Origin of the sequence: Catenulispora sp. EB89 (genome assembly GCF_041261445.1) — a bacterium.
GTDB lineage: Bacteria > Actinomycetota > Actinomycetes > Streptomycetales > Catenulisporaceae > Catenulispora.
Window position 1 is genome coordinate 101,319 of the sequence record NZ_JBGCCU010000020.1, and the last position, 22,528, is coordinate 123,846.

Sequence of the window (22,528 nt, forward strand, 5' to 3'; positions counted from 1 at the left end):
CTGTTGCGCCGCCATTTGCTCGGTGCGGACCGTCCTGTGCCAAGAATCCACATCAACCCAGACGCCCGGTTTTGCCCGTCCGCCGCCCGCGCCTGCCGCGCCGCTCTTCCCCGCCACCTGCCTGACCAGCGGGCCGGAGCGGGAGCGTGGCAGATTGCCGGAGGCTCGTCAAGACTCTGCGATGGCGTTGAGTTGTGGTGCCCACTCTGGCAAGATCCCACATAACGCCACAGCGGCACACCCGGTGGCCGGCGGCGTCCGATCGGGAGGTGGCGGCATCCATGGCGGACCGGTGCGTGGTGGGGCTCGATGTCGGGGGCTCGCATTCGCGGGCCGTGCTCGCCACCGTCGACGGCCGCACGCTGGGTACCGGGCGGGCCGGGGGCGGGAACCCGACCGTGCTGGGGGCGGGGGCCGCCATCGCGAACATCGTCGCGGCGTTGCGGGCGGCGCTCGGCGACGTGCCGGGCGAGCGGGTCGAGGCGTGCGTCGTAGGGCTGGCCGGTGTCAGTACCCTGCTGGCCGATCCGAAGGCGCCGCACGTGCTGGCGCAGGCCTGGGCCGACGCCGGTCTGACCTGCGCGGTGCGGGTGGTCTCGGACGTGACCGTGGCCTTCGCCGCCGGCACCGCCGCGCCCGACGGCACGCTGCTGGTCTCCGGCACCGGCGCCGTCGCCGCCCGCATGCGGGACCGCCTCCCCGTCCAGTTCCGCGACGGCTACGGCTGGCTGCTCGGCGACGAGGGTTCCGGCTTCTGGATCGGACGCCAGGCCGCGCGCGCCGCCCTCGCCGCCGCCGACGGACGCCGGCCGATGGCCGAGCTCGCGACCTCGGTGCTGGCCCGTTTGATCGATGGGGAGCACGGCGACCGGAACGATCACGACGGTCCCGCGTCGGGCACTCCGGGCGGCGCCGTTGATGCCGTTGACCTGGCTACCAGTACTACCGCTAGTCGTAGCTCCAGCCCTGATTCACGAGCCAGCGCAACGGGATCCCTGAGCGTCGGCGCTCCGGCCCCGGCGGCCCTCGCCGCCGCGAACAAGCTCGCCGCCCCGGCCGGCGCGACCACCGCGAACACCGCCACCGCAGCCGCAGCCGCAGCCCCAGCCACCACCGCCGCCGCCGCAGCCGCCGCAGCCCCAGCCACCACCGCAGCCACCACCCCACCCAACCCGCCCGCCGCGCACCCGTCAGCCCCCGTTCGTCCCCCCGCCACCGCCCCGCTCCCCCTCGCGGCCAGCATCGGCGAAGGCTTCACCCGGCACGGCCGCCGCCGGGCGGCCGAGCTGGTCCGGGCCGTCACGGCGCAGCCGACGGTGGCGCTGGCCCGGCTCGCCCCGCTGGTGATGGCCGCGTACGAACTCGGCGACCCGGCGGCGGTGCGCATCGTCGCGCAGGCCGCCGAGGCGCTGGTGGACAGCCTGGCCGGGGTCCGGCCGGCGCCCGGGGAGCCGGTGGTGCTGGGCGGTTCGGTCCTGGTCAGCCGCTCGCCGGTGTTCGACGCGGTGGCCGCGGCGATCGGCCGGCGCTGGCCGGACTCGCCGGTCGCGCTGGCCGCCGACGGCGCCGCCGGGGCGACCTGGCTGGCCGCGCGGCAGGTGGTGGGGGCCGGCGCGGCGGCGGCCGGACACGCCGCGTTCGTCCGCGCGGACAATCAGTTCGCAGAATTCTCATAAACAGTCGTTGACTGTTGTTGTTTTCCCGCTACATTGGCTGATGCCGACGGCGGCGGACACCGATCCGAAGCAGCACACTGTCAGCGTCTCGCCGGCGGCGGCGCAGGACGGGGGCGTGTTCGGGCCCAGCGCCTCCTGTCCACGTCGTGGTTCCACCATCAGGTCTCACCCACAGGAGAGCTCAATGGTCAAGATCTCGTCGTCCGGCCCCCGGCACAGCACCCCGCGCACCCGCCGCCGCGTCCTCACCGCGCTCGCGGTCGGCGCCCTGGCCGGCACCGCCGCGCTGGTGCCGTCCCTGGCCCAGGCCTCAGGCAACCCCATCGGCGACGACGTGTCCTCGCACCAGGGCAACGTGAACTGGTCGGCGACCAAGGCCGCCGGCGCCTCGTTCTCGTACTCGAAGGCCACCGAGGGCACCTACTACACCAACCCGTACTTCGCCCAGCAGTACAACGGCGCCTACAGCGCCGGCCTGATCCGCGGCGCCTACCACTTCGCGATCCCGAACGGCGGCAGCGGCGCCTCCCAGGCCGACTACTTCGTCGCGCACGGCGGCGGCTGGTCCGCCGACGGCAAGACCCTGCCGGGCGCGCTGGACATCGAGTACAACCCCTACGGCGCCGAGTGCTACGGCCTGAGCCAGGGCTCGATGGTCAGCTGGGTCGCCTCGTTCGTCAACGAGTACCACGCCAAGACCAGCCGCTGGGCCGTCATCTACACCACCACCGACTGGTGGAAGACCTGCACCGGCAACTACGGCGGCTTCGCCGCCAACGACCCGCTGTGGGTCGCCAACTACGGCGGCACCGCCACCCCGCTGCCGAACGGCTGGGGCTTCTACACCTTCTGGCAGTACGCGGACTCCGGCTCCATGGCCGGCGACCAGGACACCTTCAACGGCGCCTACAGCCGCCTGCAAGCCCTGGCCCTCGGCTAAGACGGAGCTGACGATGCCCACGTCCACCCACGGGACCCGGGGAACCCACGGGACCCGCACGACCCGCCGCCTGGCCGTCCTGGCCCTCGCGGTCGCCACGGCCGGCACCGTGCTGCTGCCGGCCACCAGCGGAGCGGCCTCGACGAGCGCCAAGGCGACGAGCGTCAAGGCGACGAGCGCCGAGCCCGCGAGCGTCCCAGGCGCCCCGACCGTCCACGCCAACCCGCACCCGGGCTACGCGCGCACGGTCACCGGCAAGCTGGTCAAGGTCGACACCACCCGGCACACCACGCCGGTCCACCCCACGGTGGCGACCCACCCCCAGCTCGACTACATGGGTTCCACGATCCCGGCCCACGAGCCGGTCGCACGACCCGCCCTGAAGCCGTTCTCGGCGGCCTCCGTCCCGCAGCTGCCGGGCATCGACGTCAGTGCCTACCAGGGCAACCTGAACTGGGCCGGTATCGCGCCGAACATCGACTTCTCCTACACGAAGGCGACCGAGGGCACGTACTACACCAACCAGGACTTCTACAACCAGTACGTCGGCCCCTACGACCAGGGCCTGATCCGGGGCGCGTACCACTTCGCGAACCCCAGCGACTCCAGCGGCGCCACCCAGGCGGACTACTTCGTCAACAACGGCGGCGGCTGGTCCTCCGACGGCCTCACCCTGCCCGGGGCGCTCGACATCGAGTACAACCCCTACGGCTCGGAGTGCTACGGCCTGTCCGGGAGCCAGATGTCCAGCTGGATCTGGGACTTCGTGAACGAGTACGCGTCGCGCACCGGCGTCTACCCGGTCATCTACTCCACCACCGACTGGTGGAACACCTGCACCAGCGACGACACCAACTTCGCGAACTACACCCCGCTGTGGATCGCGAACTACGTCGCCTCCGGTGGCGGGACGCTTCCTCCGGGCTGGGGCTGGTACACGTTCTGGCAGTACGCGGACTCCGGTTCGCAGCCCGGTGACCAGGACGTGTTCAACGGTCCGTACAGCCAGCTGCAGGTTCTGGCCAGGAACGGCTGAGACGGCTTATACGGCTGAGAGCCCTTAGCGCGGCTGCACTACCTGCACTGCACGTATAGCACGTAAAAGGAGAGTCCCCGCCTCTGTTCCTCGGAGGCGGGGACTCTCATCGCCCCCTATTTCCGCTCGCTACTCTGTTCTCTTCTGCGATCACAATCAGGGGAGAGAGATGAGCCGGGTTCAGCTGTCGGGCGCTGAAGCCATGGAGTTGCTGCAACGGGGCGAGGACGCCACCGACGTCCAGGACTGGACAGTGGTCGCGGCCTGCTACGAGGAGTTCCTCGCCGCCTTTCCGGACACCCCGATCAGCGCCGAGCTCTGGTTCGACGCCGCGCTGGCCAACAAGTTCCTGCGGAACTGGCCCAAGGCCTACGAGCTGGGCCGGCAGGCGGCGCTGCGGGCCGGCGAGCCGGCCGGGAACCCGGCGTGGTGGAACCTGGGGATCGCCGCCACCATGGTCGGCGACTGGGGCACGGCGCGCGAGGCGTGGACCAACTACGGGGTGCACCTCGCGCCCGGCGAGGGCGAGATCGCGGACGGGTTCGGCTCGGCCCTGGTCCGCCTGGACCCGGACGGCGACGCCGAGGTGGTGTGGGTCCGCCGCATCTGCCCCACGCGCGCCCGCGTGCTGTCGGTGCCGTACGGGGCGCGCCGCTTCGGCGAGATCGTCGTGCACGACGGCGCCCCGACCGGCGAGCGCCGGGTCGAGGACCACGCGTTCCCGGTCTTCGACGAGCTGGCGCTGTGGCAGGCCTCGCCGACCGCGACGTGGCGCGCGCAGGTGACGGCGCCGGAGCCACGGGACATGGCGGCGCTCGCCGACGCGTTCGATGAGCGCGGGCTGGCGATGGAGCCGGTGGACAGCCTGACGTTCCACTGCACGTGCTGCAGCCACGGCTCGATCGCGGTGCCGGGGGCGGCCGGGGCGGCCGCGGCGCTCGCCGGGGCCCGGGACGTGCTGCTGGCGGCGCCGGACGAGGAGACGGCGACGGAGATCCTGACGGCCTGGGCGGTCGGTGCTCCGGGGCGGGCTTGGCATGCGGTTCATGCCAAGGCGTGAATGATGCGGCGTAAATCTCAAGCAAGGTATGAGGAATCGCGTCTACCGCAGAATTCGTAGTCGAGCTACGCAGTGGTGCGAACTGCGGCGTCCGCGCTGGTGGGGAGCACTGGCGGAGAACCGGGGCAAGCCGTCCTCGATCATCAGAAGACATGCCGATACCCCGCAGAAACTACGTCTTTTGTCACCCCTGAGCCTGCCTTCCGAGCCCAGGTCGGACTGGGATAAGCTCCAGCGCTGTCGAGGAGCAGTAATACCCTGACATCCCCCCACATCCCCCAGTGATCCGGCCTTGAGGCCTCGGGGCCGGCACAGAGAAGAGCCACCATGACCTCTAGCCGAATAGGCCGCGGTGCGATCGTCACGCTCGGCGCCGCCGCGTCGATGGCGTGGGCGGCGGGTGCCGCGAACGCGTGCGACAACACGCCGCCGAAGCCCACGACACCGAACACGCACGACCACCACAGCCACGACAAGAAGCCCGCGTCCGCGACGCCGGCCACGGTGTGCGCCGTCGGCGACGACGACGTCCAGTACGCCGAGGTCGGCCCGGACGGCAAGAGCGTCGTCGGCGGGTGGCACAACGCCATGACCGACAGGTTCAAGGGCAACTCGCCGGAGCCGGTCTACGGCTACCAGGTGCGCCTGAACCCGGCGGTCGGCGACGACTGCACCGGCACCGTCGACGTCTCGCTGGCGTCGTACGACACCGCCGGGCCCACCTGGGACTCCTCGGGCGGGGCGCAGCACTTCGTCGGCTACAGCCACGTGACGCTGGGCAAGCAGGCTCCGAACAGCCCGAGCCAGACGCTCACGGTGAAGCTGCCCGGGACGCCCGGTTCCAAGACCTGCTTCGGCCAGATCGACCTCTACTTCGGTACCACCGTCTACGACGGCGGCTCCGGCCCGGGCCACGGCCCGCTGCCGAACCGCGACGCGAAGCCCTCGGTCATCGCGCCGACGACGGAAGAGCTCATCACCGCCTGGAACGGCCCGGACGCCGGCGGCTGCGTCGTGACCCCGCCGGTCACCACCACCACGACCCCGTCGAGCCCGGTGACCCCGCCCAAGACCACCACCACCCCGCCGACCACCAGCCCCAGCACGCACCCCTCGACGCCGGCCTCCTCGACGCCCCCGGCCGCGCCGAAGCCCCCGACGAGCACCAGCACCACGCCGACCACCCCGGCGACCACGACCACCCCCGGCACCCCGACTCTGGCGCACACCGGCGCCAACGTCGGCGAGGTCAGCCTGGTCGCCCTGGCGTTCTTCGGCGCCGGCGGGACGGCGATGTTCGCTTCGCGCAAGGCCAAGGCCGCCGGCGCGCGCAAGCACTGAGGCTTGGGAACGTACTGATGCGCGCGCCGGCCCGAGGCGTACGCACCAGGCGCTGAGCGCGGGCCGGCCCGAGGCCCGCGCGAGCGATGAGATATGTCGGAACCGCCGACACGGTCACGACCGGTCGGCGGTTTTCGCTGTGTCACCAGAGCGTCGCGGGGCTCGGTGCGGTGGCGGCGCGACCCGAACCCGAACACTCGCGCCGCCCGGCGTCCGGCGTCCACCGCCAGGCGCCCACCGCCGCGACCTCACGACAGCAGCACCGGCGCCGCCTTGCCGTCGGCCCACTTGTTCCCCGACCACACGTTCCCGGGCCCGTTCGGGTTCCACTCCGTGACGTAGCTGTAGCCGTCCTTGAACTTCGTCGCGAAGACGTTGTCCTTCACCACGATTTCGCTGGTCGCGGCGGTCTGGCCGCCGGCGTAGATGGCCCAGCCGGCGGTGGCCATGTAGTTGTCCTCGACCGTCACCCGCGAGGGGGTGCCGCCGTCGGCCTCGAAGAGGCTGAGCGCGCTGTTCGTGGTGGTGGTGTCGATCAGGGCGTTGTGCTTCACCAGCAGGGAGGTACCGGGGTCCGGGGAGCCGTCGACGCGGATCATGTCGATCTCGCCGTCGGCGGCGACGAACCAGTAGGGGTCGTGGATGTAGTTGTCCTCGATGTCGCCCTGGCTGGTGTAAACACCCTTCTTGCTCATCCCGTGGATGTTGCACCGCAACACCGTCACCATTCCGCCGTCATTCATCACCGCCTGCCGCAGTTCGGTGTCGGAGCGCCCGCCGATCTCGCTGTCCTCCACCGTCAGCCCGGTATACCCGACCCACTGCAGAATCCCCCACTGGTCGATATCCGAACTCTGCGGCGCGGAGATCCGCACGTTGCGAATAACGACGTTGTCAGCCTCCACCCGGATATCGCCGACCAAGTCGATGTTCTCGATCACGGCACCGTTCTGGTTGACCAGGATCTCGCCCTTCTTAGGTGTGAGATGCGACCCGGGCCTGACCCCGGTGCTCGCGGCGTCGGGCCAGCCGGCCGCCGACGCCGTCTGGGCCGATGACGAGGACGACGAGGACGACGGCGAAGGCGACGCCGAGGAGGAATGCGAAGCCGAGTGCGAAGGTGAGGAGCTAGAGGACGAGGAGGGCGAGGACGCGGATGATGAAGAAGAAACCGCACGTCCAGAAGCGCTCGGCGACGCAGTCGTAGCGATCGTCGGTGATTGATCGCCGGCGCCGTTCACCGCCGCGGAATGAGAACTACATCCCGCGGCCATACAGAAAACCACGATCATCGCGGCAATACCGGGCAATTGAGTCCGAGACACCGGCCGACCGTACCACCGCCGGACAGCGCATATAGTCAGAATCCTGTTCTATCCCAAAGCTTTACTCGCAATCCCCTCCGCGAGCAGCCCGAACAGCGTTCCCCAGTTACCCGGCGCACGCTCCGCAGCCTCAGCCAGATGAAAGCTCGCGACAGCGAACTCGGCGGGCCGAGCCCGCGCCCCCTGTTTCCCGACCGCCTCAAGGCAGCGGTCAAGAAACTCCGAGTCGTCGTCATCGAACCCGAGCCCGTCGTAGGCCCGCTGCACGTCCGGCGCCTCCGCGAACCAGGTGTCCCATTCGGTGACCGCACCCAGAAGGTAGAGCAGGTGGGTATCGGGCTCCGGCAGACCACCGCGCAAGTCCTCCGAGGAGAACGTCCGATCCGCGTCGTCCCCCGCCAGGGACGACTCCTCGGCCCCGCCGGCGACCAGTTCCTCCCAATACGCCACGTCGTGCTTGCCAGTGGTCTGCCGCATGTACTCGCTCGCGAACACCGCCATCGCCGCCGGATCGTCGATCAGCGGCGAGACCACGAGGTCGCTCTTGTAGTCGAACCCGAAGTAGTAGCGACGGCCGTCCAGAGTGAGCGATTCGATGCCCCCGACGTGGCCGATCCGATCCGGTAGCGGGGCGAGGTGCACGGGAAGGTCATATGGCATAGCGGGACGGTACCGAACTCAACCGGGCAACGCTGCGGGCAATTGCGCACCCTCGGCTGAGCCGAATCAGAGCCGTGAGACGAAGCGGGGCCGACCCCGTCACGGTGCCGGCCCCGCCGTTGAACCACACAGCTGTCACCAAGCGCTGTCAGACAGCCGCTTCCTCACGCTCGGAGAGCTCCCGCTTCCACTGCCGGAAGCCCTCCTCGGTACGCCCGGGACGCCAGTAGCCGGAGATCGAGGCCCAGTCGGCCGGGACCCCGCGCTCCTTGCGGACGTAGGGCCGCAGGTCGTGCATGACCGACTGCGCCTCGCCGTGGATGAAGACGTGCACCGGGCCGTCGAGCCACGGCTCGGCGCGCACGGCCTTCGCCAGCGCCTCCCCCGGCGTGCCGCCGTCGTTGTGGACCCAGGTCAGCTCCACGCCGCCCGGACGGACGATGTCGAGCTCGTCGGCGGGGCCAGCGACTTCGACGAACACCCGGCCGACCGCGGTGGCCGGCAGCGCGGCGCACGCCGCGGAGATCGCCGGGAGCGCCGAGGCGTCGCCGGCCAGCAGGTGCCAGTCGGCGTCGGCGCGCGGGGCGTAGGCGCCGCCGGGGCCGAACAGGCCGATGGCGTCGCCGGGCTGGGCCGCGGCGGCCCAGGGGCCGGCCACGCCCTCGTCGCCGTGGTAGACGAAGTCGATGGCGATCGTCTCGGCGGCGGCGTCGACGGCGCGCACGGTGTAGGTGCGCGTGACCTCGCCGTCCGGGGCCGGGAACAGCAGCTTGACGTAGGAGTCGGTGAACTCGCTGGGCTGGAAGGTCGCGAAACCCGGGCCGCCCAGATGGACCCGGATCATGTGGTCGTTCAGCCGCTCGGTGCGGCGCACGACGAAGTCGTGGCGGGTGCGGGCCAAGGGGACACCTCCGGAGTTAGGCTTACCTAAGTCACTAGCTTACGGCCTGGAGACCGGCGAAGGTCACCACGGTTTCGGCAACCGGCAGATTGCGTCCGGCCGGCTACGACTCGTAGTCGTGCAGGCGCGAGATCGCGCCCTCGTCGAACTCCCAGAGCTCCTGGGACTCCCCTTCGCTCAAGAGCTCCCGCACCGCGCGGTAGTCGACCTCACCGGGGATGTCGACCGCGATCAGACTCTGGAACCCGGTGTCGTGGACCCGCGCCCCGAGACCTTCGAGGTCGCGCCGCAGGCCCGGCTCGGCCTCCCGGCCGGCCGCCGGAAAAAAGACCACCCGCACCGTCGAATGGCCGCCCGACTTGACCACCGAGTCGACCCACACCTGCTCCGGTTCGGACGACTCCTGAAGCTCAACGCTGACAACGTCCCCGATCGCCAACCGCACAGCGAACGTCGGCGGGGACAGGAGCTGGTAGCAGTCATCCCGCAGGGGTCTGGCCTCCAACGCCTCGAAGGCGACCGGCGGCCATCCGTCCTCGACGTCGAGCCGGACATGGACCTTAGACGTAGCCTCTTCCATAAGCGAGATACCTTAACCCGCGGGCGCCGGGCCATGCTGGGTCGCGCCGGCCATGCCCTCGTTGCGAGGTACTCCGACCGTCCCGGGCGGTGCCGTCCTGGTCGCCGCACAGCGTTAACCGCACAAAGCCTCGACCTCATAACCTCAACGCGCGCGATCACGGCGTCAACCCATGAGCGACTAAAGCGCATATCCAGGTCAGTGCGGAAAAACCGAGGACATCACCGATTTCGGGGTATAGACACAACCTTTACCTTGAGCCACACTCATCTTCACAGTCTGATCAGACTGCTGACAACAGGTCGTCCTGACCACAGGACATCCTGACCTCTGCTAGGGCACAGCGCAGCGTGGCGCCGTGTCCGCGGCGCCACGGCATGGCAGCCACCGCCATCCCAAGGGAGCCGCACGTGCACATTCCCCTTCCACGACGTCTGGGCAAGGTAGTAGCCCTGGCCGCCGCACTCGCGTTAACGACCGGGGTCGGCAGCGCCGCCGCCGAGGTCGGAGCGCGGGCCGACACGAGCCAGACAGCGGCGAAGGCCGCTTCGGCCGCCGTCCACCCGGCCGGAGCCACCGCCAAGCCCGGGAGCCTGACCGGTGCCAAGCCCGAGGCGCGCTCGGTCTGCCCGCCGGCGGCCAAGGGCACCTTCACGTGTTTCGCGTTGCAGCGCACTGACATAGCTGGCGCCACCGGCCTGGTGCACGCCAGCACGCCGGCCGGGTTCGGCCCGTCGGACCTGCTCAGCGCCTACAACCTGCCGGCCAACGGCGGGGCCGGGGCGACGGTCGCCATCGTCGACGCCTACGACGACCCGAACGCCGAGAGCGACCTGGCGCTGTACCGGACGCAGTTCGGGCTGTCAGCGTGCACCACGGCCAACGGCTGCTTCAAGAAGGTCGACCAGACCGGCGGCACCAACTACCCCACGCCGAGCGCGAGCTGGTCCGGGGAGATCTCGCTGGACCTGGACATGGTCAGCGCGATCGCGCCGCAGGCGCACATCATCCTGGTCGAGGGCACCTCCCCGAGCTTCTCCGACCTGGGAGCGTCCGTCGACGAGGCCGTGGCGCTGGGCGCCGGCTACGTGTCCAACTCCTACGGCTCGAACTACACCTCGACGCCGGGCAGCGGCGAGGACCCGTCGGAGACCACGTCGATGGACCCGTACTACAACCACCCGGGCGTGGCGGTGCTGGCCAGCACCGGCGACGGCGGCTACGGCGTGGCCTACCCGGCCGCCTCGCAGTACGTCACCTCGGTCGGCGGCACCTCGCTGGTCAAGGACACCAGCACGCGCGGCTGGTCGGAGTCGGTGTGGTCGAACTCCTACGGCGGCCCGGGCTCGGGCTGCTCGCTGTACGAGCCCAAGCCGAGCTTCCAGACGGACACCGGCTGCACGATGCGGACGCTCGCGGACGTCTCGGCGGTCGCCGACCCGGCCACCGGCGTCTCGGTCTACGACTCCTACCAGGCCGCCGGCTGGCAGGTCTACGGCGGCACCAGCGTCTCGACGCCGCTGGTCGCCGGGGTCTACGCCGACGCCGGCGCGCCGTCGGCCGGGACCTACCCGAACTCCTACCCCTACGCCAAGCCCTCGGCGCTCAACGACGTGACTCAGGGCTCGACGAGCACCTGCACCCCGTCGTACCTGTGCACCGCCGGGCCCGGCTACGACGGCCCGACCGGCCTGGGCACGCCCAACGGCCTGGCGGCGTTCAGCAGCGGCCCGCACGGCGTGATCTCCGGCAAGGTCACCGACGGCACCAACCCGGTGGCCGGCGCCAAGGTCTCGGCCGGCTCGACGAGCGCGACGACCGCGGCTGACGGCACCTACACCCTGAACGTCACACCAGGCACCTACACGGTCGGCATCAGCGCCTTCGGGTACGCCGACCAGTCGGTGCCCGGCGTGGTGGTCGCCGACGGCGCCACCGTCCCGGAGAACTTCACCCTCGCGGCCGTGGCCCGGGTGGCGGTGACCGGCACGGTGACCGACGGCTCCGGCCAGGGCTGGCCGCTGTACGCGACGATCACGGTCGACGGCATGCCCGGCGGCCCGGTGTACACGAACCCGAAGACCGGCGCGTACACGATCCAGCTGCCGGTGGACAAGACCTACCAGCTGCACACCGCGGCGGCCTATCCGGGATATCAGACCACGGACACCGCGGTGACCGTGGGCGTCTCGGCGGTGTCCCAGCCGATCTCGGTGAAGGTGGACTCCACGAACTGCACGGCCGCCGGCTACAAGGTCGGCCACACCGGGCCGTTCCAGACGTTCGACGGCACGACCGCGCCGACCGGCTGGACCGTGGCGAACAACACCGCCTCCGGCGGCTGGGAGTTCGACGACCCGGGCAAGCGCGGCAACCTGACCACCGGCGACGGCGGCTTCGCCATCGTCGACAGCGACCACCTGGGCCAGGGCAACTCGCAGGACACGTACTTGACCTCGCCGGTCACCGACCTGTCCGCGATCGCCGCACCGGAGCTGGACTTCGCGACGTACTACAAGCCGTACGGCAACTCCACGGCGACCGTCGAGGTCAGCGTGGACAACGGCACGACCTGGTCCTCGGTGTGGTCGCAGACCACCGGCGCGGTGAACGGCTCCACGGTGCGCGTACCGCTGCCGCAGGCCGTGGGCAAGACGCAGGTGCAGGTCCGGTTCCACTACACCGGCACCTGGGCCTACTACTGGGAGCTCGACAACGTCCTGCTGGGCGTGCCGACCTGCGACCCGGTGCCCGGCGGCCTGGTGATCGGCCAGGTCACCGACGCCAACACCAAGGCGCCGCTGGCCGGCGTGAGCGTGGCCGAGACCGCGGCGCCGACCGTCGGCGGGACCACCGCGACCACCTCGGACCCGGCACTGAAGGGCGCGTTCTACTGGTTCTTCTCGCCGACCACCGGCTCGGTGCCGCTGTCCGCGACCAAGGGGCACTACACCACGGGCACGGCGACCGCCGCCGTGGTGGCGTCCAAGGTCGTGGAATCGGACTTCTCACTGAAGGCCGGCCGGCTGACGGTGAAGCCGGGTTCGGTGTCCAAGACCGTGCCGTGGGGCGGGAACGCCACACAGACGGTGACGGTGAAGAACACCGGCACCGCGCCGGCGACGCTGAACGTCAGCGAGCAGCCGGGCGGCTTCGTGATGCAGAACGTGCCGGCGGCACCGACGCAGATCGTGCCGGCGCACGTCACCACCGGCAGCGCCCTGCTGGCCTCGAAGCAGATCGGCGCCAAGGCGGTGAAGAGCAACGCCTCCACCTCCGGTGACAGCTGGCAGCCGCAGGCGGACTTCCCGACGCTGATCCAGGACAACATCGCCGACTTCTCCGGCGGCAAGCTCTACTCCGGCTTCGGCTTCGACGGCACCAACGACTCCAGCAAGCTCTACTCCTTCGACCCGACCGCGGGCGCCTGGTCGGCGCTGGCATCGGCGAGCGACACCCGCGAATCCCCGGCCCACGGCTTCATCGGCGGCAAGCTGTACGTCGTCGGCGGCTGGGCCACCTCCGGCAACCCCGACCCGAAGATGGAGATCTACGACCCGGCGGCGAACAGCTGGAGCACGGGCCCGGCGGCACCGACGCCCTACGCGGGCTCCGGCAGCGCGGTGATCGGCTCGACCCTGTACGTCGTCGGCGGCTGCACCAGCACCTGCGGCACCACCGACGTCTACGCCTTCGACGCCGGCGCCGGCACCTGGACCAAGCTGGCCGCGTACCCGGAGTCCACGGCATGGCTGTCGTGCGCGAACGTACTCGCCAAGCTGGTCTGCGCCGGCGGCACCTCGGCGACCACAGCGAGCCAGAGCACGTACATCTACGACCCGGCAGCAGGCTCCTGGACCAAGGGCGCCAACGCCCCCGCGGCCTTCTGGGGCGCGGCCGGCACCGGCGCCAACGGCAAGCTGGTGGTCACCGGCGGCGTCCTGGCCGCAGGCCTGACCAACCAGGCCTGGGCCTACGACCCGTCAGCCGACGCCTGGACGGCACTGCCGAACTCCAACATCAGCGCCTACCGCTTCGGCGGCGCACTCGGCTTCTACACAGTCGGCGGCGGCCAGGGCACCCTGACCCCGCCCCTGGCCACCACGCAGGTCCTCCCCGGCTACAACGTCGGCCCCAGCACCGACGTCCCATGGCTGTCGGAGAGCGCGACGACCGTGACCCTGGCGCCCGGCGCCTCCGGCACGTTCGACGTGACCGTGGACGCCAGCGACACATCGATCACCCAACCAGGCGCGTACACCGCGAGCCTGGGCCTCAGCACCGACACGCCCTACCCCCTGACCGCCCTGCCGATCACGATGACAGTGAAGCCCCCGGCAACCTGGGGCAAGCTCACCGGCGTCGTGGAGTACACGGACGCGAGCGGGGCCCTGGTGCCGCTGGCGGGCGCGACGGTGCAGATCGACACGTGGGCCACGCACTACACGCTGCACACGGACATCAACGGCGGGTACGGGCTGTGGCTGGACTATCGGAACAACCCGTTGACGGTCATCGCGGCGAAGGACGGGTACCAGCCGCAGGTGAAGACGGTGACTATTACGAAGGGGGCCACTACTACGGCGAAGTTCGTTTTGTTGAAGGACTGAGCTGACTTAGCGGTACCGGGGCGGGATCTCGCGGATGCGGGGTCCCGCCTTTGGCGTGGGTGGGGGCGGTGTTGGTGGGTGCGGGCACCGCTCCGCCAACAGCTCCCGGCATGTGTGCGGACACGAACGCCCGTCGGCCATCGATCGACACGGGCATCATCTGATTCGAATCTGATCAAATGATTTGAACCTGATCGAATGAGTTGCGTCTATTGTCACCACATTGTTCACTCATATCCATCAGAGCTCTGTTGTCCGAGAACCACACCGACCGGAAAGAGCATCCATGAGATTCAAGGGACGCCTGACGGCGGGCATCGCCGTCGCCGCACTCACCGCCTCTGTCGGCCTGCTGTCGGCCGGAACGGCCAACGCCGTGGTCTGGGACCAGGGCTGCACCAAGGGCCCTCAGGACGCCAAGATCTACGGAGACAACGTCTACTGCTATTACGAAATCGGCGTCGGTTACTCCAACGTGTACAACGTCGGGAAACTGTCTGCCGGCGACTACCACGCGGTCTTCCAGACCAGCGCGGGCCCGCAGGACATTCCGGCCGGGCAGACCTGGCCCGAGCCCAACATCCACACCGGCAACTTCACGCTGACCTACAACTAGCGTCGATCCGGTGCGGGCGGGTTCCCAACCACCCGCCCGCACCCTCGTACGCACCCGCACCCGCACCCAGGAAAGGACCATGAACAAGTTCCTGATCGCGGCCGTCAGTACAGTCCTGGGTCTGAGCACTGCCTCCTGCTCCCCCGGACGCCCCCAGGCCAAGCCGCCCGAGATCGGGCCGATACCCACCATCACGTCGCCGGACCAGATCGCCCGTCCGATCTTTCCGTACACCGTGAGCGCGGATCAGGCCACGGCGGTCTTCAGCGCGGTACGGGTCGGGACCGAAGCATGTATGCAGGGCTTCGGCTTCTCGCTGGATCTGCCCAAGCCTCCTGACGTGAAGCGTGACATCTATCAGAACCTCGCCCGCACCACGAACTACGGCTTCTTCGATCCCGCATCGGACCCGTCGAAGGGCTACGACACGAAGGTGCACCAAGAAGTCGACACCGCACTGCTGAACCAGTTGCCGGCCGACGAGCGAGCCGTGCTGGACGGAGTCGACGCGGCCGGGAAACCAACGACCGCGTTCGGTGACAAGCCGGTCCCCTCCGGCGGCTGTAGTGGCGCGGGGTTGGCGGCCGTCGGCGGCAAGATCCTGATAGCCCACGACACCGGGGCCCTCCCCGACCACGGTCCCGTTGTGTCGCCGAGCGATCCGCGCATCACCGACGTGAACAAGAAGTGGTCGGCGTGCATGGCACAAAAGGGGTTCCACTACGCGTCACCCTGGGACGCCTACACCGACCCGCGCTGGAGCCAGTTGACGCCCGCCGGCGACGACGTCGTCATTCCGCCCGAGGAGGTCACGACTGCGGGCGCCGACCTGGCGTGCAAGCGGGAGCTCAACCTCGTCGGCGTGGTGGTGGCGGTCGAAGGCGGGTACGACCAGCAGTACATCGCCTCCCACAAGGCCGCACTCGACCAGTACGACAAATCCGTCGCGCAGCAGATCCAGCAGGCGTCCGCGTTCATCGCCAGCCACCCCGGCCTGCCGTGAGCGGCAGTGCCGATCAGCGGCTGTCAGTGCTCGAAGGCCATCAGATTCTTGCCGTAGGCGACGTACACCCGGGTGTCGTCCGCGGCCAGCGTCCAGGTGAGGTCGGCGGTGGCGGTGGCGTCGTGGAAGGTCCAGCGGGTCTGGCCGGTCTTGGCGTCGACGGCGAACAGCGAGCCGCTGTCCTCCTCGGCTGCGTACAGCACGCCAGCGCCAGCGCTACCCGCGCTCCCAGCGGAGGCAGCGGAGGCAACAACCGCAGTCTTCAGCCCGAACTTCGCACTCCCCCGCTGCACCCACCGCACCGCGCCGATCGCAGCGTCGAACGCGCTCATGGTGCCGCCGCCCGTGCCGCCCGCGCCGGTCGTGGTGGCGACCACCAGGTCCCCGCCGTCCGCGCCCTGCCCCGGCACCACGACCACGCTCTGGTACTCGTCCCCCGGGTTCGGGCCGGGGGCGCTCCAGCGCAGCGCGCCGGTGGCTGCGTCGAGGGCGTAGAGCTTGTCCGCGCCCCAGTAGAAGGTGCTGCCGGAGACCGTGAGGCACGCCGCCGGGGAGATGGGGAGTCCGAGGGATTCGGCGTTGCCTGCATCCGTGTGCCACACGACGCTGCGGTCCTTCAGTGAGTACGCGGTGAGGCGGTAGGCGATCTCGTCGGCGGTCGCGACCACGCCGGCGGGTTCGGAGGCGGCCACCACCAGGTTGTAGTCGAGTCCGTCGAGGGTCCATGCGATGCCGTGGTTGGCGGTGTCCACGGCCCAGAGCTTCCCGTGGTTCGCCCCGAGGCTGACGGCGCCGCCGCCAGCCGGCGCCTCGATCGAGCCGGTGCTGAAGACCAGTGCTCCGGCGGACCCCTGCACCGTGGCGATGTCCACGCCGCTGGTGCCGATCTCGGCCTTCCAGCGCAGTGTGCCGTCCGTCGTGTTGACGGCCAGGACGTCGCCGTCGGCGTCGTAGCCGTAGAGGGTGTCGCCGACGACCAGCAGCGGCGCGTCGGCGTCGGCGAAGAACACCACCGACGGCTGCCACTTCTCGACCCCGGTCTGGGGGTCGTAGCCCCGCACGTTCCCGAACCGGTCCACCAGCAACACGCTGCCGGCAGCCATCGCGATCGCGGTCACGGTGCTGCTCACCGTGACCGCCCAGGCGGGCGTCGCGGCCGGGCCGGCCAGGACGCCGGGAGTGCGGACCGTCGCAGGACCCGGATTCACCGGCGAATTCAGGGCCCGTTGATGGCGCGCGTTCTCGGAGTGCTCGGCGACGATGCCCAGGACCACGGCCCCCGTGACGCTCACCGCCGGTATCCCGAAGAGGATCGCGCGCCGCGTGAACACCCGCGTTCGCTGCCCGCCAGCACCGGCGCCGCCACCGGCGCCATCACCAGCACCGACACCGATGCCGGCCAGCCCCAGCACCGAATCCTTCTTGGACTCGTACCCGTATCCGTCATCGTCGCGCATGAGCTGAGATTAACGGATGCGCGATGACTGCGAGTTGAGATCAGCTGAGGTGAAAATCCCCTCAGAACTCGATGGCGTACCGCACATGCGTACTCGTCACCGCGAACCCCGCCCGCTCGTACAAGCCGTTCGCGCCGGTCGGGCTCGCGGAGTCGACGGTAAGGCTGGCCTGGCCGTAACCACCGGCCCTGGCGGCCTGCTCGGCGTGCGCGATCAAAGCGCCGGCCACGCCGCGCTTGCGATAGGCGCTGCGGGTTCCGATGAGCATGAAGTGCGCGTCGCGGATGCCGGTGGCCTCGGTGTCCGAGTCCCACGAGTGGGTCAGGAGCATCCCGGCGGCGGCAGAAGTGGCGCCGTCACGAAGCAGGAAGCTGAGATCCGGACGGAACGACTGCCACCCGACCATCGTGCTGTGCCACTGTTCGGCAGGCATCGAAACCGCACCCCAATGATCGAGGAACGCCTCATTGCGGACCGCGAGGAACTCGTCGCTGTTGTCGGCGGAATGTGCCTCGACCACGAACCCGGCGGGAACCGGCACGTCAACGATGCCGTTGCCGAGGTCGTGCGCCATCTGCGAATACCACCGGATCGGTTTCATCCCCGCAGCAGAATAAGCAGCCAGCGCGCCCGCGTTCTGCTCATTGTTCTGAGCATCGACGGCGAGCCGGAGCTGTGGGTGGTGAATCGCGTGCAGCTCCCGGGCGCTCGCGATCCCAGCCGACAGCAGACGCGCCCCGATCCCCCGCCGCCGGTACGCCGGATGCACCCCGCCCTCGACCATCACCCGGTGCACCTCCACCGCGAGCGGCTTGTGCTTGGCCAGCGAGTACCCGACCATGACGTCCCCGTCGAACGCGCCGAGCGAACCCCGTGCGAGGTCGAGCACCGGATCCCCGATCATCTCGGCGACATCCTCCTCGCCGAAGAACTCACCGAAGTGGTCCACGTCCTCGATCGCGTTGAGCAGCACGGCAAAGGCGGCAGCGTCACCCGGAGCGACGGGACGCCAGGTGCGAGTGGGATTCGACGTTTCGGTGGCCATAGGGCGACTGTAGGCAGCGGCGCTCACACTGTCATACGGATTTCGACCGCCCATAGCGGAGAATCAGTATTCGTACAGCGCCGAAAGCTTCGGCAGCCGACGATTCATCTCCTCCGCGTCATCGAACTCGAAGCTCCACTCCCCCTCCGGATCCGCGTCCGGATAGACGATCGCATCGCACGCCGGAATCTCCCCACCGGCGACGGCCGTGAACGCCCGCGCCGTCATGACCAGCGCGGACCCGCACTCCAGATCAACCCCGGTCTGAGCTGCACGAACCACAACCGGCCACGCCGCGAGCGAGTCCGGATCACGCAACGCCTGCTCGAAAAGCTCCCGGCCCTGAAGAATCAGCCAGCCCCGGAAGTAGTCGAAGCCGTCATCGGAGCACCCGCCGTTGATGACATAAGCCGCCGCCCACAGCGAGTCCTGGAACGAATCGGCCATCAACTGCCACAGCACCTGGTCGGCAGCAGTGATATCCCCTACCTCAAGCGCCGAGAACAGCGCCTGGGCCTCCTTCGCGACGGCCTCGGCGTCGTCGAGGTCTGAAACGCGGTCGCGCGCCTGGTCCACCAGGTGCCAGAACTGAGCGGTGTCCACGGTCGCTCAGCATGTCAGGTCGAACCCTCACTGCACGAGACCCGCCGCGCTGATCGTCTCCTGAGCCCGCGCCAGCTCCTCGCCGCCGACCGCCCGCTTGTCCCACCGCGCCCCGATATGCCCGTCCGGCCGGACGAGCAACGTCCCGTAGCCGCCGCTCAGCCGCTCCACCCGCACCGGCAGCGGGCCGCTCGGTCCGAGCTCAGCCCGGTCGGTCCAGTCGGCCGGGTCTTCGGTGAACAGCGTGAACCACTCACCGACCGCGTCCACCGTGGACCTGCCGCCGCCGAGGTCGACATGCGGCATCCGATGGCCCGGCGAGGTGTTCGGCACGTAGTCCGTGCCCGGCTCGGCGGCCTCGCTGCCATAGGCGACGCCGAGCACCAGGCCCAGCTGTGCGAAGTAGTGCTCCGACCAGGGAAGCTCGATCTCGCCGTCGGCGTCGCCGGACGCCAGCTGCTCGACGCGCTTCTGCTGCGCCTGCATCAGCAGCTGCGCGTTCGCGACCGCCTGGCGCAAGGTCAGGTGCGCGACCGGCAACCGTTCGGACTCGTACGTGTCCAGCAGCCCGGGCCGAGCCCACCCCTGCACCACGCCCGCGAGCTTCCAGCACAGATTGTGCACGTCGGCGACGCCGGTGTTCATGCCCAGGCCCCCGGCCGGCGGGATGGCGTGCGCGGCGTCGCCGGCCAGCAGGACCCGGCCGCTGCGGAAGTGCTCGGCGACGAAGGCGTTGACCGTCCAGCGCTGCACGCGCGACACCTCGAACGGCAGCCCGTCGCCGAGCGTGCGGGCCAGCGGCTCCCGGTGGTCCGCCCCCTCCGGCACCTGGCCGATCCAGGCCCAGCCGCCTTCGGGATACATCGGCAGGATCGATCCGAACGCCGTGACGTAGACGCCGGCCGGCGCGTCGGCGCAGCGCTGCCGCAGGTCGGCCTCGAACATGACGGTGGTCGTCGAGCCCAGCGCGCCCGGACCGACCGTGCCGATGCCGAGCAGGTCCCGCGCCGTGGAGTTCGCGCCGTCGGCGGCGAGGACGTAGCTCGCGCGAAGGCTCGTGCCGTCGCCGAACGAGGCCAGCACGCCATCCGGCTCCTCGGCCAGCCCGGTCAGCTCGACGCCGAACCGGATCGGCGAGTGCGCCGCGTCGAGCAGGGTCGGCTCCAGCCGGTCCTGGGACGTCACCGCCCCGATCACCGGACTCTCCGCGATCGGCGCGTTGACGCCGATCATCGCCGCGCTGGCGAAGTCCGGACCGGTGAAGGAGTCGCGGAAGCGGACCCGGCCGTACTCCGGGGCGAAGGCGCGCGCCGCGACGTGCCGGTCGATGCCCAGCTGCCGGAAGATCTCCATCGATCGGACGTTGAGCAGCCGGGAGCGCGGAAAGGGAGAGAGCTCGGTGTGCTTCTCGACCAGCACGGTCCGCACGCCCCAGCGGTCGAGCAGCGCCCTGGCGGTCAGCCCGACCGGTCCGGCGCCGACGATCAGGACATCCACGTCCGGCATGGTGCCAATGAACAACACCCCCGGGCACGCCGCAACCGGAAAACGTCCCGACGACGCGACCCGGGAATCAGTGCCCGCCGTCGAGGAACCGCTGCACCGCCTCGACCACCAGCTTGTGGTCCTCGACCTGCGGCAGCCCGGAGACGGTGACCGTCCCGATGATCCCGGCGCCGGCGACGGTGATCGGGAACGAGCCGCCGTGCGCCGCGTAGGTGTCGCCGGGCAGCCCGGTGGCGTCCTCGAACGTGGTCCCGCGGTCCCGGTGGCGCTGGCCGACCAGCAGCGAGCTGTGGCCGAAGCGGCGCACGACGTTGGTCTTGCGCTCGATCCACGACGCGTTGTCCGGGCTGGTGCCGGGCCGCGCGTGGTGGAACAGCTGCTGGTCGCCCCGGCGGATGTCGACGGCGACCGGCAGCTCGCGCTCGCGGGCCAGCTCGACCAGCAGCGAGCCCAGGGCCCAGGCGTCGTCGTGGGTGAAGCCGCTGAAGACCAGGCGTTCTTCTTGGGCGAGCAGTTCGTCGCTCGTCGGTCGTTCGCTCGTAGCTCGTTCGCTCACGGGGCGAGTTAATCAACAGCGTTGCCAAACAGTCAACCGGACGCGGCGGACCTCGGCTCACGCTAGTTCACGCCAGCTCACACCGGCTCACACCGCGGCGACCGGCTCCTCCAGCCGCGCCGCACGCCCCGGCAGCCACACGCTGAGCAGCGCCCCACCGCCCGGGGCCCGCGCCGCGGCGACGTGGCCGCCGTGGTTCGTGGCGATGTGCTGCACGATCGCCAGCCCGAGGCCGGAGCCCGGGGTGGAGCGCGCCTCCGGCGAGCGGTAGAAGCGCTCGAAGACGTGCGTGAGGTCTTCCTCGGCGATGCCCGGGCCCTGGTCGGCGACCTGGAGGAGGCCGTCGGCCAGGGTGACGGTGACCGTGCCGGCCTCGGGCGAGAACTTCGTCGCGTTGTCCAGCAGGTTGGTCACCATCCGCTCCAGCGCGGTGGCGTCGCCCTGGAGGTACCAGTGCTCCAGCTGGAAGTCGTACGTGACGCTGACGCTCAGCGCCCGCCGCTGCACCCGCTCGGCGGCGCGTTCGATGACGTTGACCAGGTCCAGGTGCTCGATCGTGTGCGAGGGATGGTCGTCCCGGGACAGCTCGACGAGGTCTGCGATGAGCATGGAGAGCTCTTCCATCTGCGCGCGTACGTCGTTGAGCAGCGCGACGCGCTCCTCGGCCGGCAGGCGGACGTCGTCGGGCGCGGCCGAGACCTGCGCGAGCAGGTCCAGGTTGGTGCGGATGGAGGTGAGCGGCGTGCGCAGTTCGTGTCCGGCGTCGGCGACGAGCCGCTTCTGGTGCTCCCGCGACTGGGCCAGTGCTTCGAGCATGGTGTTGAAGTTGCGCGTCAGCTGCGCGATCTCGTCGTCACCGTTGACGTGCAGGCGCGCCAGGTCGCCGGTCCGGGCTATGTACTCGGTCGCGTGCGAGAGCCGCACGACCGGCCGCAGCGCCGCGCGCCCGATCGCCAGGCCCGCGGCGGCCGCGAGCGCGATACCCAGCAGGCCGACGACGACCGAGATCGTGGCGATGGTCTTCAGCGCCGACTCGGTCTGGGCCAGCGAGGTCGAGAAGACGAGCGCCGAGGGCTGCGGGTTGTCCGGGGATCCGTCGCCATAGGTGTTGTGGACGGCGTAGACGCGGTAGTCCACGCCGTTGTAGTTGATGGTCCGGAGCGAGGTGTCGCTCTGCTGCGCGGCGACGGCGACTTCGGGCGCCCCGTAGGGAGCCCACACCTGGTAGGTCGCCAGGATCTGCCCCGCCTGCCCGTCCGGGCCGATGCGCTGCAGCTTGAGGTTCTCCGGCTCGTGCGCGGTGCCGTCGGCGTAGACCAGGGTCTCCTGGTAGCCGGAAGCGGCCAGCAGCCGCTGGTTGGCGTCGAGGAGGGTCGGCGTGAACATATCCAGCGGCGAGGCGGTGAAGACGGTCGCGCGCTGCTTCAGCTGGCTGTCCATCCGGCCCATGATCGTCTTGCTGATCGCCAGATAGCTGATCAGGGCGCACAGGGCCACCGAGAACCCCACCGCCGCCACAACCAGAAGGGTGATCCGGGATCGGAACGACCGCCGATTGAGCCAATCGCCAATCCTGTGCATGGGCAGAGCTTGGAGGGTCGCGCTGAGAGAGA

19 protein-coding genes are annotated in these 22,528 nt (G+C 70.0%); 9 read left to right on the top strand and 10 right to left on the bottom strand.

The annotated features are described in order from the left end of the window. The first annotated feature begins 269 nt into the window (after positions 1-269). The 5 genes from ABH920_RS34105 (at position 270) to ABH920_RS34125 (ending at position 6,053) form a co-directional block, all read left to right on the top strand. A complete protein-coding gene (locus ABH920_RS34105; protein WP_370353363.1) occupies positions 270-1,676 on the top strand; it encodes an N-acetylglucosamine kinase in 1,407 nt (468 codons plus the stop codon). Between the two features lie 184 nt (positions 1,677-1,860). Then, positions 1,861-2,616, top strand: coding sequence for a lysozyme (locus tag ABH920_RS34110; protein WP_370353364.1), 756 nt, complete (start codon positions 1,861-1,863; stop codon positions 2,614-2,616). A 13-nt stretch (positions 2,617-2,629) separates the two neighbouring features. After that, positions 2,630-3,652 carry a GH25 family lysozyme gene (locus ABH920_RS34115; RefSeq protein ID WP_370353365.1) on the top strand — a complete coding sequence of 341 codons (1,023 nt, stop codon included), beginning with the start codon at positions 2,630-2,632 and terminating at the stop codon, positions 3,650-3,652. Between the two features lie 169 nt (positions 3,653-3,821). Further along, entirely contained in the window at positions 3,822-4,712 is an 891-nt protein-coding gene (locus tag ABH920_RS34120) for a tetratricopeptide repeat protein (RefSeq protein WP_370353366.1), read from the top strand. A gap of 327 nt (positions 4,713-5,039) precedes the next feature. Continuing rightward, positions 5,040-6,053 (top strand): hypothetical protein, encoded by a 1,014-nt coding sequence (locus tag ABH920_RS34125; RefSeq protein ID WP_370353367.1) that lies wholly within the window; start codon positions 5,040-5,042, stop codon positions 6,051-6,053. 248 nt (positions 6,054-6,301) lie between these two features. Here the strand turns inward: ABH920_RS34125 and ABH920_RS34130 are convergent, their stop codons facing one another. Further along, positions 6,302-6,994 carry a hypothetical protein gene (locus tag ABH920_RS34130; protein ID WP_370353368.1) on the bottom strand — a complete coding sequence of 231 codons (693 nt, stop codon included), beginning with the start codon at positions 6,992-6,994 and terminating at the stop codon, positions 6,302-6,304. Between ABH920_RS34130 and ABH920_RS34135 the strand changes: the two genes are divergently transcribed. Further along, positions 6,981-7,277 (top strand): hypothetical protein, encoded by a 297-nt coding sequence (locus ABH920_RS34135; protein WP_370353369.1) that lies wholly within the window; start codon positions 6,981-6,983, stop codon positions 7,275-7,277. The genes ABH920_RS34130 and ABH920_RS34135 overlap by 14 nt on opposite strands. 149 nt (positions 7,278-7,426) lie before the next feature. On the opposite strand, the gene ABH920_RS34140 is transcribed toward ABH920_RS34135, so the two are convergent. The 3 genes from ABH920_RS34140 to ABH920_RS34150 form a co-directional block, all read right to left on the bottom strand. After that, a complete protein-coding gene (locus ABH920_RS34140) occupies positions 7,427-8,020 on the bottom strand; it encodes a hypothetical protein (RefSeq protein ID WP_370353370.1) in 594 nt (197 codons plus the stop codon). A 166-nt stretch (positions 8,021-8,186) separates the two neighbouring features. After that, entirely contained in the window at positions 8,187-8,939 is a 753-nt protein-coding gene (locus ABH920_RS34145; protein ID WP_370353371.1) for a siderophore-interacting protein, read from the bottom strand. Positions 8,940-9,042: 103 nt separating this feature from the next. After that, on the bottom strand, positions 9,043-9,519 hold the full coding sequence (locus ABH920_RS34150) for a DUF4265 domain-containing protein (RefSeq protein WP_370353372.1): 477 nt from the start codon (positions 9,517-9,519) through the stop codon (positions 9,043-9,045). Between the two features lie 410 nt (positions 9,520-9,929). On the opposite strand from ABH920_RS34150, the gene ABH920_RS34155 reads away from it, so the two are divergent. From ABH920_RS34155 to ABH920_RS34165, 3 genes are all read left to right on the top strand, one after another. After that, positions 9,930-14,129: a carboxypeptidase regulatory-like domain-containing protein gene (locus ABH920_RS34155; RefSeq protein WP_370353373.1), complete on the top strand. Its 4,200-nt coding sequence runs from the start codon at positions 9,930-9,932 to the stop codon at positions 14,127-14,129. A gap of 286 nt (positions 14,130-14,415) precedes the next feature. Further along, complete coding sequence (locus ABH920_RS34160) at positions 14,416-14,745, top strand: hypothetical protein (protein WP_370353374.1); 330 nt, start codon at positions 14,416-14,418, stop codon at positions 14,743-14,745. 79 nt (positions 14,746-14,824) lie between these two features. Then, positions 14,825-15,748: a hypothetical protein gene (locus tag ABH920_RS34165; protein WP_370353375.1), complete on the top strand. Its 924-nt coding sequence runs from the start codon at positions 14,825-14,827 to the stop codon at positions 15,746-15,748. A gap of 23 nt (positions 15,749-15,771) precedes the next feature. Here ABH920_RS34165 and ABH920_RS34170 read toward each other — a convergent pair whose 3' ends face one another. The 6 genes from ABH920_RS34170 to ABH920_RS34195 all read right to left on the bottom strand — a co-directional run bounded on the left by ABH920_RS34170 (position 15,772) and on the right by ABH920_RS34195 (position 22,433). Beyond that, positions 15,772-17,205, bottom strand: coding sequence for a PQQ-binding-like beta-propeller repeat protein (locus ABH920_RS34170; protein ID WP_370353376.1), 1,434 nt, complete (start codon positions 17,203-17,205; stop codon positions 15,772-15,774). Positions 17,206-17,266: 61 nt separating this feature from the next. Further along, the gene (locus tag ABH920_RS34175) at positions 17,267-18,250 is read right to left on the bottom strand and encodes a GNAT family N-acetyltransferase (protein ID WP_370353377.1); all 984 of its coding nucleotides are present in this window, start codon (positions 18,248-18,250) and stop codon (positions 17,267-17,269) included. Positions 18,251-18,313: 63 nt separating this feature from the next. Then, on the bottom strand, positions 18,314-18,853 hold the full coding sequence (locus tag ABH920_RS34180) for a DUF4240 domain-containing protein (RefSeq protein WP_370353378.1): 540 nt from the start codon (positions 18,851-18,853) through the stop codon (positions 18,314-18,316). 27 nt (positions 18,854-18,880) lie between these two features. Beyond that, on the bottom strand, positions 18,881-20,359 hold the full coding sequence (locus ABH920_RS34185) for an FAD-dependent monooxygenase (RefSeq protein ID WP_370353379.1): 1,479 nt from the start codon (positions 20,357-20,359) through the stop codon (positions 18,881-18,883). A gap of 67 nt (positions 20,360-20,426) precedes the next feature. Beyond that, positions 20,427-20,915 carry a heme-degrading domain-containing protein gene (locus tag ABH920_RS34190; protein ID WP_370353380.1) on the bottom strand — a complete coding sequence of 163 codons (489 nt, stop codon included), beginning with the start codon at positions 20,913-20,915 and terminating at the stop codon, positions 20,427-20,429. An 87-nt stretch (positions 20,916-21,002) separates the two neighbouring features. Continuing rightward, positions 21,003-22,433: an ATP-binding protein gene (locus tag ABH920_RS34195; protein ID WP_370353381.1), complete on the bottom strand. Its 1,431-nt coding sequence runs from the start codon at positions 22,431-22,433 to the stop codon at positions 21,003-21,005. Positions 22,434-22,528 lie beyond the last annotated feature (95 nt).

Excerpts from the sequence above, each read along its gene's own strand:
- ABH920_RS34110 (WP_370353364.1), top strand. The coding sequence starts at position 1,861 with ATGGTCAAGATCTCGTCGTCCGGCCCCCGGCACAGCACCCCGCGCACC.
- ABH920_RS34115 (WP_370353365.1), top strand. The coding sequence starts at position 2,630 with ATGCCCACGTCCACCCACGGGACCCGGGGAACCCACGGGACCCGCACG.
- ABH920_RS34120 (WP_370353366.1), top strand. The coding sequence starts at position 3,822 with ATGAGCCGGGTTCAGCTGTCGGGCGCTGAAGCCATGGAGTTGCTGCAA.
- ABH920_RS34125 (WP_370353367.1), top strand. The coding sequence starts at position 5,040 with ATGACCTCTAGCCGAATAGGCCGCGGTGCGATCGTCACGCTCGGCGCC.
- ABH920_RS34135 (WP_370353369.1), top strand. The coding sequence starts at position 6,981 with ATGTTCTCGATCACGGCACCGTTCTGGTTGACCAGGATCTCGCCCTTC.
- ABH920_RS34150 (WP_370353372.1), bottom strand. The coding sequence starts at position 9,519 with ATGGAAGAGGCTACGTCTAAGGTCCATGTCCGGCTCGACGTCGAGGAC.
- ABH920_RS34160 (WP_370353374.1), top strand. The coding sequence starts at position 14,416 with ATGAGATTCAAGGGACGCCTGACGGCGGGCATCGCCGTCGCCGCACTC.
- ABH920_RS34165 (WP_370353375.1), top strand. The coding sequence starts at position 14,825 with ATGAACAAGTTCCTGATCGCGGCCGTCAGTACAGTCCTGGGTCTGAGC.
- ABH920_RS34170 (WP_370353376.1), bottom strand. The coding sequence starts at position 17,205 with ATGCGCGACGATGACGGATACGGGTACGAGTCCAAGAAGGATTCGGTG.
- ABH920_RS34175 (WP_370353377.1), bottom strand. The coding sequence starts at position 18,250 with ATGGCCACCGAAACGTCGAATCCCACTCGCACCTGGCGTCCCGTCGCT.
- ABH920_RS34185 (WP_370353379.1), bottom strand. The coding sequence starts at position 20,359 with ATGCCGGACGTGGATGTCCTGATCGTCGGCGCCGGACCGGTCGGGCTG.